The sequence below is a fragment of the Geodermatophilus sp. FMUSA9-8 genome (assembly GCF_037034165.1).
Lineage (GTDB): Bacteria > Actinomycetota > Actinomycetes > Mycobacteriales > Geodermatophilaceae > Geodermatophilus > Geodermatophilus nigrescens.
The window spans coordinates 1-15,490 of sequence record NZ_JBAGKE010000001.1; the positions used below are offsets into that span (position 1 = coordinate 1).

Below are 15,490 nucleotides of genomic sequence, written 5' to 3' on the forward strand. Positions count from 1 at the left end.
CATTCGAGACGGGGGTCGGAGCCATTGGCTCCGGCCCCCGTTTTCGTGCGTTGTCCGCAGATCCCATCCCACGGAGCGCTCACGGGAGTGCTCCCCGCCGTACGAGGTACTCAGGACTCCATGACATCTCCCCGACGAGGCTCCGCCGGCCGTGGCCGGCCCGACGGCCAGGACGGTCGCGGGCAGGGCCGATCCGGCCGCGACGACCGCCAGGGTCCGCGATCGGGTGGGCGCCCCTCGGCTGCGGGACGCGGATCGGGCGGCGACGGCTCCCGACGTGACGAAACCAGCGGTGGCCGCGAGGGCGGGTCCGCCCGCGGCGCTCAGGGTGCCCGCGGGGACCGTCCCCAGGGTGACCGCGCCGGTCGCCCGGTCGCCGGGAGCCGCGGCGCCGGGGACTGGCGCGACCGCCGTCCGGGGACCGACCGCGCCGGCGGCAACTGGCGGGACCGGCGCCCCGACAGCGACCGCAGCGGGGACGACCGTCAGGACCGCCGTCCGGCCCGGTCCTCCGGGGACTGGCGCGACCGTCGGCCCGGCGGCGACCGCCCGGCGGGCGACCGGCAGGACCGCCGCCCCACCGGCGGGGGAGGGGGAGGCTGGCGCGACCGGCGTCCGGAGGGCGAGCGGTCGTCGGGTTCGTGGCAGGACCGTCGCAGCGACGTGGGCCCGGGCCGGGACCGGTCCGCCGGTGGCTGGAGGGACCGTCGCCCGGGCGGCGACCGCGTCGAGGGCGGACGTCCGGCCCGCCGCGACGACGCCGCGCGCGGCGCCCGGCCGTACGAGGACCGTCCGCGGCGCCAGGACGGCGACGCGCGCCCCGAGTGGCGGGACCGGCGTCCGCAGGGGGAGCGTCCCGCACGCGCCGGTGGCTACGAGGGCGGCAGGGGCCGTCCGGAGCCGCGCGGTGCCGGCGGGCGGCCCGACCGCGCCGGGGGCCGTGACTGGCGCGACCGCCGGCCCACCGACGACCGCCGTCCCCGCCCGGACCGCGACCGCACCCCGCCGGCCACGCCCGGTCCCGACCTGCCCGACTGGGCCGACCCGCGCGAGCTCGACCCGTCCGTGCGTACCGCCCTACGGGGGCTCGACTCGCGCAACGCGGAGAAGGTCGCCAAGCACCTGGTCGTCGCCGGGACGCTCGTCGACGAGGACCCCGAGCTCGCGCTGGCGCACGCCTGTGCCGCCCGTGACCGCGCGTCGCGTCTCGCCGTCGTCCGGGAGGCCGTGGGCGTCGCCGCGTACCACGCCGGGGACTACGCCGAGGCGTCCCGCGAGCTGCGGGCCTACCGGCGGATGAGCGGCGAGGAGGGCTACCGCGCCGTCCTCGCCGACTGCGAGCGGGCCCTGGGCCGGCCCGAGGTCGCGCTGCGGCTGGTGCGCGAGGCACTCGCCGACCGTCCGGACCGCCAGGAGACCGTCGAGCTGCAGCTCGTCGAGGCCGGGGCGCGCCAGGACCTCGGCGAGGTCGCCGCGGCGCGGCTGGTGCTCGAGGGCGCCCTGGGCGGCCGCCCGGCCCCGGGCCGGGTGGACCTGCGCGACGAGGGCACCCTGCGCCTCGCCTCCGCCTACGCCGACCTGCTCGCGGCGTCCGGGGACCCGTCCGCGGACGCGTGGCGCGAGGTCGTCACCGCCGCCGAGCCGGAGGCCGAGGACATCGCCTTCGGCGAGGAGGAGGTCCCGCTCGCCGAGCTGGCGGTGGACGACGAGCCGGAGCCGGCCCCGACCGCTCAGGCAGCGGTGTCGGACGGCGACGAGGACGCGGACGCGGACGACGAGGACGACTCGGACGGCGACGCGGCTCTCGGCGACGACGCAGACGACGCGGAAGACGCGGGCGACGAGCTCGACTTCGAGTCCGATGTCGAGCGCGAGGTGGCCGAGCTGCTCGGTGAGGTCGACCCGCCGGCGGGGGACCAGCCCGGGCACTGACCGCCGACAGTCACCGCGGCGCCGTCCACACCGGCGTCTCCCGTCCACAGCCACCCTGTCGGCCCACCGCCGGGGAGGAGGCGGCCGCACGCTGCCGTCATGAGCGTGGCTGTGATCGACCGCAACGACGTCGTGCTCCGCGGGCGCCTCTCGGCTCCCGCGGAGCTCCGCACCCTGCCGAGCGGCGACCCGCTGGTGACCTTCCGGCTCGTCGTCCGCCGGCCCGAGCCGCGGGCGCGCGGGTCCTCGGTCGACGTCCTCACCTGCATCACCTACGACCGGGCGCTGCAGCGCCGCGTCGCCGCCTGGGAGGCCGGTGACGTCGTGGAGGTGGAGGGGGCGCTGCAGCGGCGCTTCTGGCGCACGGGCGCCGGCACCGCCTCCGTGTGCGAGGTCAACTGCCGCCGGGGGCGGAAGGTGCCGCGGTCGTCGGCCGGCAGCGGCGCCCGGACGGCGTGATCGCCCGCGGGTCAGCCGCCGTGCGGGCGGAGCACCAGGCCGGTGCGCGGCTTGGGCACGAACAGCGTCGACTTGCGCGGCATGCGGGCGCCCGCGCGGGCCACGGCCGCCACGTCGGCGGGGGAGGGCGGGCGCAGCAGCACGGCCACCCCCGACCGCGCCCCGGCCAGGCGGAGCGCCTCCGGGACGCTGTGGGCCACGAGCAGCGACCCCGGCTCGTCGCTGCGGCCCCACATGGCGCCGACCAGGCCCGTGGTGGCCAGCACGACGTCGAGCCCGCGCCAGGCCGGCGGGGCCTCCGCCGGCACCGTGGCGCGCACCTCTGCGCTGGGGCCGGTCAGGTGCAGGAGGCGCTCCCCGTCGGTGACGAGGAACCCGTCGAGGTCGGGCAGCAGCGACGCCACGTGGGCGGACACGGCGCCGGGTCCGCCGGGGACGGGCACCTCGGCGACCGTGAACCCGCGCGCGGCGGCGTCGGCGGCCTCCCGCAGCTCCAGGTCGGGCACGACCCGGTGGATGGACTCGACGCGCAGCCCGCCGGTGCCCATGGGGGTGAGCAGGGCCAGGACGCGGCAGTCGCCGTCGGGATGGGTGCGGTGCAGGGCCTGCGCGGCGGCGAAGCGGTGGTGCCCGTCGGCGATCACCGCGCCGGTGCGGCCCAGTGCGCCGGTCAGCTCCCGCAGCACGTCCGGATCGGCGACGCGCCAGAGCAGGTGCGCGACACCGTCGTCGTCGACGACCTGCAGGTCCGGGGCGGCGCCCGCCACGGCGGCCGTGAGGGCCGCGACCTGCGGCTCGGGGTCGTGCGCCAGCACGATGGGCTCGAGGTCGGTGGCGGTCGCCGCGAGCAGCGCGCGGCGACCCTCGACGGCGGCGGGGAAGGTGTCCTCGTGCGGCAGCACCGCCCGGCCGCCCGCGGCGGACACCGCGACGGCGCCGAGCCAGCCGACCGTCGGCGTCCCCGCCGCCGGCCGCATCTCGTAGCGCCACAGGGCCGGCTCGCCGTCCCGGACCAGGACGCCATCGCGCTCCCAGTCGCGCAGGGTGGCGGCGGCGCGGGCGGCGACGTCCCCGGCCGCGACCGGGCCACCGGCGCCGGCGGTCCCCGGACCGGACGTGCCCCCGGGCAGGATCAGGCGCACGATGTTGTGCGGGTCGGCGGCCGCCAGCCGCTCGGCGCCGTCGGGCGTCACCAGGTCGTAGGCTGGCGAGCTCACCCGGGCCAGGTGCCCGGGGTCCTGCTCCCGGTAGGTGAGAGCCCGGAAGGGCCGGACGTCGAGCCCCGTCGCGACGGGGAGCGGGGGACCCGCCGGCGACGACTGCACCACCGGATCGTAGGAGCCGCCGTCCCCGGCCCGCCGACGCGACCGGTCACCGGGGGCGGGCGAGGGCGACCGCGGGAGATCGGGAGGGCATCGGTGTCGACAGCAGGACCGCCGGAGGACGCCGGGGCGGAGACCACGCCCGAGGGGGCGGCCGGCCGCACCGGGCCCGAGGGCGGGGTCTACGAGTGGTACCGCCGGGGGCTGGACCTGCTGGGCAGCGGGGACCCGGCCGCCGCGGCCACGCTGCTCAGCCGCGCCGCCGAGGCCGAGCCCGGCTCGCGGAGCGTGCTCGAGGCCCTCGCCCGCGCGCAGTACGACGCCGGCCGCTACCGGGAGGCCGTCGACAGCTTCGGGGAGCTGGCCGCCGTGAACCCCACCGACGACTACGCCCAGTTCGGCCTCGGCCTGGCCGCGAGCCGGGCCGGCGACCTGGAGACGGCGGCCGAGCACCTGGCCCTGGCGGTCGCCATGCGGCCGGACCTGCCGCACTACGCCCGTGCACTGCGCGGCGTGCGCGCCCGCCGCGGTTCCGGGCCGGGGGCGGCGTGAGCACCGGACGCCCGCCGGCGCTGGCCGCCGGCAGCACCCGCCCGCCGGCCGAGCTCTTCGACGTGGCGCTCCTCGACCTCGACGGGGTCGTCTACGTCGGCCCCGATGCGGTGCCCGGGGTCCCGGAGGGGCTGGCGGCCGCCCGCGCGGCCGGCATGCGCCTCGGGTTCGTCACCAACAACGCGGCCCGCCCGCCCGAGGAGGTGGCCGCGCACCTCAGCGAGCTCGGCGTGCCGGCCGTCCCCGACGAGGTGATCACCAGCTCGCAGGCCGCGGCCACGGTGGTCGCCGAGACGTTCGGCGCCGGCGCGCGCGTGCTCCCGGTCGGTGGCCCCGGGGTGGCGGCGGCCCTGCGCGCGGCCGGGCTGACGGTGGTCGAGCGGGCCGAGGACGAGCCGGTGGCCGTCGTGCAGGGCTACGGCCGCGAGGTCGGGTGGCTGCAGGTCGCCGAGGCGGTCGTGGCCGTCCGGCGCGGTGCCCGGCACGTGGCCACCAACGCCGACGCGACCATCCCCTCACCGCGCGGGCCGCTGCCGGGCAACGGGGCGATGGTCGGGGTGGTGCGGGACGTCACGGGCGTCGAGCCGCTGGTCACCGGCAAGCCCGACCCGGCGATGCACGCCGAGTGCGTGCGCCGCACCGGGGCACAGCGGCCCCTCGTGGTCGGCGACCGCCTGGACACCGACATCGAGGGCAGCCACCGCGCGGGCGCCGCGAGCCTGCTGGTGCTCAGCGGCGTCACCGGGCCGGCGACGCTGCTGGCCGCCCGCCCGGACCACCGGCCCGACCTGCTCGCACCCGACGCCCGGGGCGTGCTGGTCGCGCATCCGCCGGTCACGGCCGCGGACGGCGGCTGGCGCTGTGGCGGCTGGGTGGCGGCCGCCGACGGCGACGGCACGCTGGTCCTGCGCACAGCGGACAGCGCCGAGCCGGACAGCGCCGAGCCGGACAGCGCCGAGCCGGACGGGGACGACCGGGACGGCGACGGGCTCGACGGGCTGCGGGCGCTGTGCGTGGCGGCCTGGTCGCGGGAGAGCGGAGCCGACGGCGTCCGGGTGCGGGCGGGGGACGAGCGCGCCCGGGCAGCGCTGGCCGGCTGGGACCTGGAGCCGCGGTGAGGAGGGTCGGGAGGGCGTCCTGCGGGGCGGCCCCGGGAGCACCGGCCGGCTCCCGCGGGTGGGCGGCGGTGTCGTCCCCGGCCGGTAGTCTCGCGGCCCGGGGACACCGCGTCCCCTCCGCCGAGGCCCCCGCTCTCCGGGACGCCCGCCCGGCCTCCTCCCTCTCTCCCGGAAGGTCTCCGCGATGACCGAGCCGAGCCGACCGCGACCGGTCCCGGGCCCGCCGCGGCCCGGTCCGGCCGCGGACCCGGCCCGCGCGTCCGCGTCGGTGCTCGAGGGCCTGCTCGGGGGCCTGCTCGGGGGCCTGGACGAGCGGCCGGTCGCCGAGCACGTGGCCGTCTTCGAGGCCGAGCACGACCGTCTGGCCCGCGAGCTCGCCACGATCGACCAGCTCTGATGCCGCGCCGCAGCCGACTCGACGCCGAGCTCGTGCGGCGGGGCCTGGCCCGCTCCCGCGAGCACGCCGTCGCGCTGATCAGCGAGGGGCGGGTCGCCGTGGCCGGGCAGGCCGCCACCAAGCCGGCCACCGGCGTCGACCCCGCCACCCCGGTGGTCGTGCGCACCGACCCCGACGAGCAGCGCTGGGTGTCCCGGGGCGCGCACAAGCTGCTCGGCGCCCTCGAGGCGTTCCCGGTGCAGGTCGCCGGCCGCCGCGCGCTGGACGCCGGCGCGTCCACCGGCGGTTTCACCGAGGTGCTGCTGTCCCGCGGCGCGCGCGAGGTGGTCGCCGTCGACGTCGGCTACGGCGAGCTCGCCTGGTCGCTGCGCACCGACGAGCGGGTGCGGGTGCACGAGCGCACCAACGTCCGCACGCTCACGCCGGAGGACGTCGGCGGGCCGGCCGAGCTGGTCGTCGCCGACCTGTCGTTCATCTCGCTGCGCCTGGTGCTGCCGGCGCTCACCGCCTGCGCGACGGCGGAGGCCGACCTGCTGCCCATGGTCAAGCCCCAGTTCGAGGTCGGGCGCGAGCGGCTCGGCGCCGGCGGGGTCGTGCGGGACCCGGCGCACCGCGCCGACGCCGTGCTCACCGTCGCCCGCGCGGCCGCGGAGCTGGGCTGGGGCACCGCCGGGGTGGTGGCCAGCCCGCTGCCAGGGCCGTCGGGCAACGTCGAGTTCTTCCTGTGGCTGCGCCGCGACGCGCCGCCGCCGGAGGAGGCCGACGTCGTCCGCGCCGTCGAGGAGGGGCCGCGGTGACCGGGCCGGGCGCGGGCGGCGATCCCGGGGGACGCTGGGACGGGACGCGGCCGCAGCAGCCGCCGGAGGACAGCGACGAGCAGGGAGGACCGATGAGCGAGGCCGGGCAGGGCGGATGGCGTCCCGGGGGTACGCGGCACGTGCTGCTCGCCGTGCACACCGGGCGGGAGGACATCGTCGAGCTGGCCCGCAGCTCCGCCGCGCGGCTGGCGCGCGCCGGCATCACGGTGCGCGTCCTCGAGGACGAGGCGAAGGACCTGGGCATCGAGGGTGCCGAGGTGGTGGCCCCCGACGCCGAGGCCGCCCGCGGTGCGGAGATCGTCATGGTCTTCGGCGGCGACGGCACCTTCCTGCGCGCCGCCGAGCTCGCCCGCTACAGCCACGCCGCGCTCATGGGCGTCAACCTCGGCCGGGTCGGCTTCCTCGCCGAGACCGAGCCCGAGGCCGTCGAGGAGACCCTCACGGCCATCGAGCGCTGCGAGTACTCGGTGGAGAAGCGGCTGGCGGTGGAGGTCGACGTCATCGACGCCACCGGCGCGGTCGTGGGCGGCACCTGGGGGCTCAACGAGGTGTCGGTGGAGAAGGCGCAGCGCTCGCGCGTCCTCGACGTCATCATCTCCGTCGACGGCCGGCCGCTGACCAGCTTCGGCTGCGACGGCGTCCTGTTCGCCACGCCCACCGGCTCGACCGCCTACGCCTTCTCCGCCGGCGGTCCGGTCGTGTGGCCCGACGTCGAGGCGATGCTGGTCGTGCCCACGAACGCGCACGCCCTGTTCGCCCGGCCGCTGGTGACCTCGCCGGACGCCGTCCTGTCGGTCTCGATCCCGCCCGACGGCAACCGTGCCCGCGTGTCCGCCGACGGCCGCCGCGCCTTCGACGTGCCCGAGGGCGGCCGCGTCGACGTGCGGCGCGCCGCCCGGCCCGTGCGCATCGCCCGCGTGCACCCCGCCACCTTCGGCGACCGGCTGGTGGCCAAGTTCGGACTGCCCGTGCGCGGCTTCCGCGAGGTGCGCCGGCACGACCCGGGTCACGAGCTCACGCCGTCCCGCAACGTGCTGGCCCGCGACGTGGTGTCGCTGCCGCCGGCTCCCGGCCGCGGCCCGGCACGGGAGGAGGTGCGCGGTGGCTCCGCGGACCCCGACGCGTGAGCGCGGCCCCCGCGCCAGGCGCACCTCGGCGCCCGCGGACAACGCCCCCGACGGCGCGGCCCCGGCCGGCACCGCGCCGGCCGCGGACACCCGCCCCGCCCAGGGCGCGACGCCGGCCGGGCGGGACGCGCCCGCCGGCGACGGCCGGACCTCGGCGCCCCGCGCGCCGCACGGCCGGGGCCGCCTGACCGAGCTGCGCATCCGCGGCCTGGGCGCCATCGACGACGTCACCCTCGAGCTCGGCCGCGGCCTGACCGTGGTCACCGGCGAGACGGGCGCGGGCAAGACGATGGTGGTCACCGGGCTGACCCTGCTGTTCGGCGGCCGCGCCGACCCCGGCCGCGTGCGCGCCACCGGGCGGGCCGGCGTCGAGGGCCGCCTGGAGCTGCCGGAGGGCTCCCCGGTGTGGGAGCGCGCCGCCGAGGCCGGGGCCGAGCCCGACGACGACGGGTCGCTCATCCTCGCCCGCACCGTCAGTGCCGAGGGCCGGTCCCGGGCGCACCTGGGCGGGCGCAGCGTGCCGGTCGGCGTCGTGGCCGAGCTCGCCGAGGGCCTGCTCGCCGTGCACGGGCAGAGCGACCAGCTGCGGCTGTCGCGCCCCGCCGAGCAGCGGCACGCCCTCGACCGCTACGCCGGGCCCGCGCACCTGCAGCTGCTGGAGACCTACCGCGCCGCCTACGCCGGCTGGCGCGAGCTGTCGGCCGACCTCGACCGCCGCCGCGGCCAGGCCCGCGAGCTCGCCCAGGCCGCCGAGGTGCTGCGCCACGGCCTGGAGGAGATCGAGGGCCTGGCGCCCGAGCCCGGCGAGGACGAGGCCCTCGACGCGCAGGCCAAGCGGCTCGGCGACGCCGACGCGCTGCGGGCCGCCGTCGACGAGGCGCGCACGGCGCTGGTCGGCGACGTCACCGGCGACCTCGGCGGCGAGGGCCTGCCGCAGGACGCCACCGCCGCCCTGGCCGCCGCCGAGCGGGCGCTGTCCTCCACCGACGACCCCGCGCTGGTGCTCCTGGCCCGCGACCTCGCCGACGCCGTCGCGGTCGTGTCCGACGTCAGCGTCCAGCTCGCGGGCTACGTCGCCGACCTCGACGCCGACCCGGCGCGGCTGGCCGAGGTCCTCGACCGGCGGGCCGCGCTCACCGCTCTGGTGCGCAAGTACGCCGACCCGGGCGAGGGGCTCGCCGGGGTGCTCGCCTGGGCCGACGACGCCCGGGCCAAGCTGTCCACGCTCGACGTCTCCGACGAGGCGCTCGAGGCGCTGGAGGCCGCCCGCGACACCGCCCGCGCCGAGGTCGACGACCTCGCCGGCCGGATCTCCGCCGGCCGCCGCGCCGCCGCCGACGGGTTCGCCGCCGAGGTGGGCCGCGAGCTGGCGGGCCTCGCGATGAAGAGCGCCCGGGTGTCCTTCTCGATCGACAGTCACCCCGGCGAGCCCGGCGCCGACGGCATCGACGAGGTCGCGCTGCTCATGGCCGCCCACCCCGGCGCTCCGCCGCGGCCGGTGCACCGCGGGGCGTCCGGCGGTGAGCTCTCGCGGGTGATGCTGGCCATCGAGGTGGTCTTCGCCGGCGCCGACCCGGTGCCGGTGATGGTGTTCGACGAGGTCGATGCGGGCGTCGGCGGGCAGGCGGCCGGCGAGATCGGGCGGCGGCTGGCGCGGCTGGCGCGCGACCACCAGGTCGTCGTCGTCACCCACCTCGCGCAGGTGGCCGCCTTCGCCGACACCCACCTGGTCGTCGACAAGTCCCCGGACACCGCCGCCGGCGTCACCGCCACCGACATCCGCGCCGTCGACGGCGAGGACCGGGTGCGCGAGCTGGCCCGGATGCTGTCCGGCCTCGCCGACAGCGACACCGGCCAGGCGCACGCCCGGGAGTTGCTCGCCGTCGCCGCCACCGCCCGAGCGGAGTAGTTGCCGCGCCGCTCGGTCGTGGGCGATCGGGTGACGGAACGCAGGAGTGTCGATCGCGGTCGCCGGGTAGGCCTGAGGTGTGCGCACCGATGCCCCGTCCCGAACCGCCTCCCGACGTCCCGCCGGCGGCGCCCGATGAGCTGCTTCAGCTCGGCCGACGAGTCGGCGCACTACGGCTTCTCGGTCTGCATGCTGCTGCAGCAGTACCGGGAGCAGCTGGGCTGGGAGTCCGCGCCGGTGGTGGAGCTCGGCACCGGTGACGCCTCGGCGATCGCCGACGTCGTCGCGGGCCTGCCCGGCCTGCGCATCCGCAGCTACGACATCAGCGAGGACTCGGTGCGCAAGGCGCGGGCCAACGTGGCCGAGCGCGGCGTCGCCGACCGCTACACCGTCGAGCTGGGCGACTTCTTCGACCAGGCCGACGCGGCCGGCGGGGAGCCGGTGACCACGGCGATCTCCAACCCGCCGTACATCCCGGCGCCCGACCGCGACATCCTCATGCCCGAGCTGTGGGGCGGGGAGCGCGGCAACGACCTGACGCTGCAGCTGCTCAAGGCCGGCTACGACCACGTGGTCACCGCGGTCGCGAGCTACGCCGACCCGGTCACCACCGTGGGCACCGCCGCGGACCTCGGCTACCGGGTGGTCAACTTCCTCGCGATGGGCCTGGACTACGGCCCCTACAGCAGCGAGCCGAAGGTGCGCGAGCAGATCCGCCGGATCGTCGCCGAGGGCCGCGGCTGGGCCGGCGACGACGAGTACATGGTCGCCGTCGCCCTGTTCACCCGGGACCCCGACCTCCCCGGTGACCGCGGCGAGCAGCTGCTGCACGCCCTGCAGCTGCCGGCCTGACGGCTCCGGGGCCCGACGGCTCCGGGGCCCGACGGCTCCGGGACCTGACGGCTCGGGACCTGACGGCTCAGCCCAGGGGCACGCAGAGCGCCGCCGGGTCGTCGGCGCAGGCCCCGGCGGCCACGGTCACCCGGTCCCACGGCCCGGTGGCGTTCGAGCCCGCCTCGTTGCGCAGGCCGGAGATCCGCAGCACCAGGTCGCTGGTCGGCGCCGCGTCGCGCGCGACGACGTGGACGCTCGCCGAGGCGTCGCCCCCGGCCCCGGCGGACAGGCCGAAGCCGTCGCGGCTGGGCGACGTCGTCCCGTCCTGGCACCAGCGGGTGCCCGGCGCCGAGGAGGCGACGAACACCGCCGTGCCCGCCCGTGCGGCACCGCCGTCGGCCGCGGTGAGCTCGACGGTCGCCGCCAGCCCGGCCATGGCGGGGGAGTCGCTCGCGAACCCGACCTCGACGACGAGGGAGCGCACCGAGCCGTCGTCGGGCAGCGCGCAGTCGGCGGCGAAGGACCCCGGCAGCGGCGGGAGGCCGACCGACACCGGCGAGCGGGTCGCCCGCACCGACGCGGTGAACAGCAGGTCGCCGGAGCGGTCGGACAGCCGCGCCGCGCCCACCTCGACCGGCCCGGGCGGCGGGGCGTGGACCGACGGCGTCGGCGCCGGCACGGCCACCGGGGGCTCCTCGTCCGGGGTGGCGACGGCGGTCAGCAGCGCGCAGCCGGAGGTGGCCAGCACCGCGCAGGGCACGAGCAGGGCAGACCGGCGCAGGCGCACGCCGCGCACCCTGGCAGACGCGGCCCCGTTCCGGAACTCCCCGTCAGCGGCGTTTCGCGTACCCGGCCAGGCCGAACTGCAGCAGGGACAGCCCGCGGCGGCCGGCGGCCCGCAGCTCCGCGCCGAGCTCCGGCCCGGTCACCCCGGCCAGCACCCGGTCGCGCGCCAGCTCCAGGAGCCGCCCGTACAGCGCGGTGACCGCCGCCGCGGTGAGCTCCGGCTCGACCGAGCCGTCGTCGGACCCCGTCTCCTCCCGGAGCTGCGCGGCCAGCGCCGCGGTGATCTCCCCGAGGATCTCCCGCTCGCGCGCCTGCAGGGTCCGCGAGCCGCGCACGATGCGCGCCATCGCGGCCACCCCGGCGGCGGCCTCGGGATCGCCCAGCGAGGTCATCGCCGTGACGACGAACGTGCCGGCCGCGGCGGCCGCCGACTCGCCCGCCGGACGGCCGGCCACGGCGGCCAGCAGCGCCCGGCGCATCGGCGGGTCGGTGGCCAGCACCAGCCCCTCCTTGACCGGGAAGTGGTTGAACACCGTCTTCTCGACGACGCCGGCCCGCTGAGCGATCTCGACGACGCTGACCGCGTCGAAGCCGCGCTCGGCGAACAGCGCCGCGGCGGCCTCGACGATCCGGTCGTGGGTCTCCAGCCGGCGCCGCTCCCGGACGCCGGGGCCGCGCCGCTCCCGCCGCTCACGACGCCGGGCCGCGCGGCCGCCGTCCGCGGGCTCCGGGGCGGGCCGGCCGCCCGGCGGCGCGGCCAGCGGGGAGGGCGCGGGGGCGTCGACGGCGGGCGGCGGGGCCGGCGCGGGCGCCTCGACGGCGGGCGGGGTCCGGTCCACCGGGGGAGCGGCCGGGCCCCGCGGGGACGCGGCCGGGGACGTGGCCGGGGACGTGGCCGGGGACGTGGCCGGGGCCGGCGCCGGGCGGGCACCCGGCACCGCGCGGACGAGCGCCGAGCCGCTGCCCACGCCCCCGCCTGCGGTCCCCTCCGTGCCCCCGCCCGAGCTCCCGCCCACGCCCCCGCCCGAGCTCCCGCCCGCGCCCCCGTCCGCGGCCCCGGGTCGGGTCGCCGGGACGCTGACGGCTGGAGCCCCACGAGTCACAGCGACGAACGCTAGACAGCGATCGGGGCGGTGTCGGCGGTGCGGGTGGGGCGTACGCGCCGGGCGTGTCGCGCTGTCCGTGGTGTCGGACACCCTCCGTGAGCAGGTCGTCGCCGATGCGCGTCGGAGGTCGGCCCCTCCAGGCGTGCGTGGGAGCATCGGTCAATGCGCATCGGCACCCTGCGACGGAGCCGGGCCCAGGAGACGGAACCCGGGGTGAGCGGCACCGTCCGGCTGGACCGTCGCACGAAGAACCTCACCAAGCGCCTGCGGCCCGGCGACATCGCCGTCATCGACCACGTCGACATCGACCGCGTGAGCGCCGACTCCCTCGTCGCCGCCCGGGTCGGTGCCGTGGTCAACGCCGCGCCGAGCATCTCCGGCCGCTATCCGAACCTCGGCCCGGAGATCCTCACCGCCGCGGGGATCCCGCTCGTCGACGGCGTCGGCAAGGAGGTCTTCGCCGCGCTCAAGGAGGGCGCGCAGGTCCGCGTCGAGGGCAACGTCCTCTACGGCCCCGACGGCCAGCAGGCGGCCACCGGCACCGAGCAGACCCCGGACACCGTCGCCGCCGCCATGGCCGAGGCGAAGGCCGGGCTGTCCACGCAGTTGGAGGCGTTCGCCACCAACACGATGGAGTACATGAAGCGCGAGCGCGCGCTGCTGCTCGACGGCGTCGGCGTCCCCGACGTCAGGACGGCGATCGAGGGCCGGCACGTCCTCGTCGTCGTCCGCGGGTACGACTACAAGGAGGACCTGCAGGCGCTGCGGTCCTACATCCGCGACTACCGGCCGGTGCTGGTCGGCGTCGACGGCGGCGCGGACGCGCTGGTCGAGGCCGGCTACCAGCCGGACATGATCATCGGCGACATGGACTCGGTCAGCGACCACGTCCTGCGCAGCGGCGCCGAGGTGGTCGTGCACGCCTACGCCGACGGCCGCGCCCCCGGCCTGCAGCGCGTGCAGGACCTCGGCGTCGACGCGATCACGTTCCCGGCCGCGGCCACCAGCGAGGACATCGCGATGCTGCTGGCCGACGAGAAGGGCGCCAAGCTGATCGTCGCCGTCGGCACGCACGCCACCCTCGTGGAGTTCCTCGACAAGGGCCGCGGCGGCATGGCCTCGACGTTCCTCACCCGGCTGCGCCTGGGCGGCAAGCTCGTCGACGCCAAGGGCGTGAGCCGCCTGTACCGCAGCCGCATCTCGACCGCCGCGCTCGTCGTGCTCGTGCTCGCCGCGCTGGTCGCCATCGTCGCCGCCGTGGCCGTCACCACCGCCGGGCGCATCTACCTCGACCTGCTGGTCGACCAGTGGGACAGCTTCGTGTTCTGGTTGGAGAACCTCTTCTCGTGATCGACTTCCGCTACCACCTGGTCTCCCTGATCGCGGTGTTCCTCGCGATCGCCCTGGGGCTGGTGATCGGCGCGACCCAGCTGTCGGGCCCGCTGCTGGACAACCTCCAGGGCCAGGTCACCTCGCTGCAGGAGGACAAGCGCGAGCTCGAGGACACCACCCAGGGCCTGCAGGCCCAGGTCGACGGCAGCCAGGCGTTCGAGTCCGCCGTCGCCCCCGCCCTCGTGCAGGGCGCCCTGGCCGGCCGCAGCGTCCTGTTCGTCGTGGCCTCCGAGGACGTCACCACCGACACCGTCGAGGAGGTCACCGCGCTGGTGACCGAGGCCGGCGGCACGGTGGCCGGCCAGCTCACCCTGGCGCCGGAGTACAGCGACCCCGCCAGCGAGCCGGCGCTGCAGAGCTACGTGACCACGCCCGCCGGCCGCCCCGCCGGCGTCGAGCTGCCCGAGACCGACGACACCGGCCGCCTGGTCGGCGCGCTGCTCGCCGAGGTGCTCATGGTCCCGGCCGGCGGGCCCGCGCCCGACGCCGCGGGGGTGTCCACGGTGGTCGCCGGGCTGCAGGCGCTCGACGTCCTCACCCAGGACTCCGCCTCGCTCACCCCGGCCGACTTCGCCGTGGTGCTCACCTCCGGCACGGTCTCCGGCGACGACGCCGCCGACCGCAACGGCGTGCTGCTCGACCTGGTCACCGCCCTCGACGCCGCGGGCTCGGGCGCCGTGGTGGCCGGCGACGCCGCGTCGGCGGGCGAGGACGGTCTGGTCGGCGTGGTGCGCGCCGACCCCGAGACCGCCGCGGCCGTCTCCACCGTGGACAACGTGACCAGCCCCTCGGGCCAGGTCAGCACCGTGCTGGCGCTGGGCAGCGAGAGCGAGGGCACCTCCGGCGCCTACGGCACCGGGGAGGACGCCCAGCCGGTGCCGCCGGTGCCGGACACGACCCCGTGACCGCCCGCCCGGTCCTGGCGGCGCTGGCCGGGGCGGCCGCCGCCCGGGCCGGCCTGGCCGCGGGCCGCGCGCTGGACGCCCGCCCTGCCGGCGCGCCCTGGCGGCGCACCAACTACGCCGGCCGCCCGGTGACCCTGCTCGGCGGGCCGGCACTGGCCGCCGCCGCGACCGCCGGTGCCGCCCTCGGCGCGCCGGCCGGCACCCGCGTCGCCGCCGTCGTGGCGGGCGCTGTGTCGGGTCTGGTCGGCGGCTACGACGACCTCGCCGGTGCCCGGCCCGAGCAGGCCCGGGACAAGGGCCTGGCCGGGCACCTGCGGGCGCTGCGCGCCGGGCGGGTGTCGGCCGGGGCGGTCAAGGTCGCCGGCATCGGCGCGGCGGCCGCCGTGACCGCGCTGCTGACCCGCCGCGAGCGGGGGCTCGCCGACGCCGTCCTCACCACCGGCCTGGTGGCCGGGACCGCCAACCTCGTCAACCTGCTCGACCTTCGCCCCGGCCGCGCGGCCAAGGCCGGGGCGATCGCCGCCGCGGCCGGCCTCGGCGGTCCCGCGGGCGGGCTGGTGGCCGGCCCGCTCGGGGCCGCGCTCGCCGTGCTGCCCGACGACCTCGGCGAGAGGGTGATGCTCGGCGACGCCGGTGCCAACGCGCTCGGCGCGCTGCTGGGCCTGCGGCTGTCGCAGGTGCCCTCGCGGCCCGCGCGGGCGGGCGCGCTCGCCGTCGTCACCGCCCTCACGCTCGCGAGCGAGCGGGTCAGCTTCACCCGGGTCATCGAGGCCACCCCCGGGCTGCGCGAGCTGGACCGGCTCGGCCGCCGCCCGGCGTGAGCACCGCGGGGC

At 78.4% G+C, this 15,490-nt stretch carries 15 protein-coding genes; 12 read left to right on the forward strand and 3 right to left on the reverse strand.

What is annotated here, in order from left to right; all coding sequences use genetic code 11:
- Positions 1-1,065: 1,065 nt before the first annotated feature.
- Positions 1,066-1,932, forward strand: a complete 867-nt coding sequence (locus tag WA616_RS00005) for a hypothetical protein (RefSeq protein WP_336026145.1) — start codon at positions 1,066-1,068, stop codon at positions 1,930-1,932.
- Between the two features lie 99 nt (positions 1,933-2,031).
- Positions 2,032-2,391 carry a single-stranded DNA-binding protein gene (locus WA616_RS00010; RefSeq protein ID WP_336026147.1) on the forward strand — a complete coding sequence of 120 codons (360 nt, stop codon included), beginning with the start codon at positions 2,032-2,034 and terminating at the stop codon, positions 2,389-2,391.
- Between the two features lie 11 nt (positions 2,392-2,402).
- Here WA616_RS00010 and WA616_RS00015 read toward each other — a convergent pair whose 3' ends face one another.
- Positions 2,403-3,716, reverse strand: coding sequence for a DUF1015 domain-containing protein (locus WA616_RS00015; protein ID WP_336026148.1), 1,314 nt, complete (start codon positions 3,714-3,716; stop codon positions 2,403-2,405).
- A gap of 93 nt (positions 3,717-3,809) precedes the next feature.
- On the opposite strand from WA616_RS00015, the gene WA616_RS00020 reads away from it, so the two are divergent.
- The 7 genes from WA616_RS00020 (at position 3,810) to WA616_RS00050 (ending at position 10,486) form a co-directional block, all read left to right on the forward strand.
- On the forward strand, positions 3,810-4,265 hold the full coding sequence (locus WA616_RS00020; protein ID WP_073419651.1) for a tetratricopeptide repeat protein: 456 nt from the start codon (positions 3,810-3,812) through the stop codon (positions 4,263-4,265).
- Positions 4,262-5,383, forward strand: a complete 1,122-nt coding sequence (locus WA616_RS00025; RefSeq protein ID WP_336026153.1) for an HAD-IIA family hydrolase — start codon at positions 4,262-4,264, stop codon at positions 5,381-5,383. Before WA616_RS00020 ends, WA616_RS00025 begins: the two co-directional genes overlap by 4 nt.
- A gap of 184 nt (positions 5,384-5,567) precedes the next feature.
- Entirely contained in the window at positions 5,568-5,780 is a 213-nt protein-coding gene (locus WA616_RS00030; RefSeq protein WP_336026155.1) for a hypothetical protein, read from the forward strand.
- Positions 5,780-6,577 (forward strand): TlyA family RNA methyltransferase, encoded by a 798-nt coding sequence (locus WA616_RS00035; protein WP_336026157.1) that lies wholly within the window; start codon positions 5,780-5,782, stop codon positions 6,575-6,577. The genes WA616_RS00030 and WA616_RS00035 overlap by 1 nt, the downstream gene beginning before the upstream one ends.
- Positions 6,574-7,725 carry an NAD kinase gene (locus WA616_RS00040; RefSeq protein WP_336026159.1) on the forward strand — a complete coding sequence of 384 codons (1,152 nt, stop codon included), beginning with the start codon at positions 6,574-6,576 and terminating at the stop codon, positions 7,723-7,725. Before WA616_RS00035 ends, WA616_RS00040 begins: the two co-directional genes overlap by 4 nt.
- Positions 7,700-9,634 carry a DNA repair protein RecN gene (gene recN, locus WA616_RS00045; RefSeq protein WP_336026161.1) on the forward strand — a complete coding sequence of 645 codons (1,935 nt, stop codon included), beginning with the start codon at positions 7,700-7,702 and terminating at the stop codon, positions 9,632-9,634. The genes WA616_RS00040 and recN overlap by 26 nt, the downstream gene beginning before the upstream one ends.
- Before the next feature lie 135 nt (positions 9,635-9,769).
- Positions 9,770-10,486: a methylase gene (locus WA616_RS00050; RefSeq protein ID WP_336026163.1), complete on the forward strand. Its 717-nt coding sequence runs from the start codon at positions 9,770-9,772 to the stop codon at positions 10,484-10,486.
- A 67-nt stretch (positions 10,487-10,553) separates the two neighbouring features.
- On the opposite strand, the gene WA616_RS00055 is transcribed toward WA616_RS00050, so the two are convergent.
- On the reverse strand, positions 10,554-11,255 hold the full coding sequence (locus tag WA616_RS00055) for a hypothetical protein (protein ID WP_336026165.1): 702 nt from the start codon (positions 11,253-11,255) through the stop codon (positions 10,554-10,556).
- Positions 11,256-11,298: 43 nt separating this feature from the next.
- Entirely contained in the window at positions 11,299-12,093 is a 795-nt protein-coding gene (locus tag WA616_RS00060; RefSeq protein WP_336026167.1) for a TetR/AcrR family transcriptional regulator, read from the reverse strand.
- Between the two features lie 480 nt (positions 12,094-12,573).
- Here WA616_RS00060 and steA point away from each other — a divergent pair, with 480 nt between their 5' ends.
- From steA to WA616_RS00075, 3 genes are read left to right on the forward strand one after another with little or no spacing between them, the layout of a single operon-like run.
- Positions 12,574-13,710 carry a putative cytokinetic ring protein SteA gene (gene steA / locus WA616_RS00065; protein WP_336026170.1) on the forward strand — a complete coding sequence of 379 codons (1,137 nt, stop codon included), beginning with the start codon at positions 12,574-12,576 and terminating at the stop codon, positions 13,708-13,710.
- Positions 13,707-14,657, forward strand: coding sequence for a copper transporter (locus tag WA616_RS00070; RefSeq protein ID WP_336026172.1), 951 nt, complete (start codon positions 13,707-13,709; stop codon positions 14,655-14,657). Before steA ends, WA616_RS00070 begins: the two co-directional genes overlap by 4 nt.
- Positions 14,654-15,478 (forward strand): hypothetical protein, encoded by an 825-nt coding sequence (locus tag WA616_RS00075; RefSeq protein WP_336026173.1) that lies wholly within the window; start codon positions 14,654-14,656, stop codon positions 15,476-15,478. The genes WA616_RS00070 and WA616_RS00075 overlap by 4 nt, the downstream gene beginning before the upstream one ends.
- Positions 15,479-15,490 lie beyond the last annotated feature (12 nt).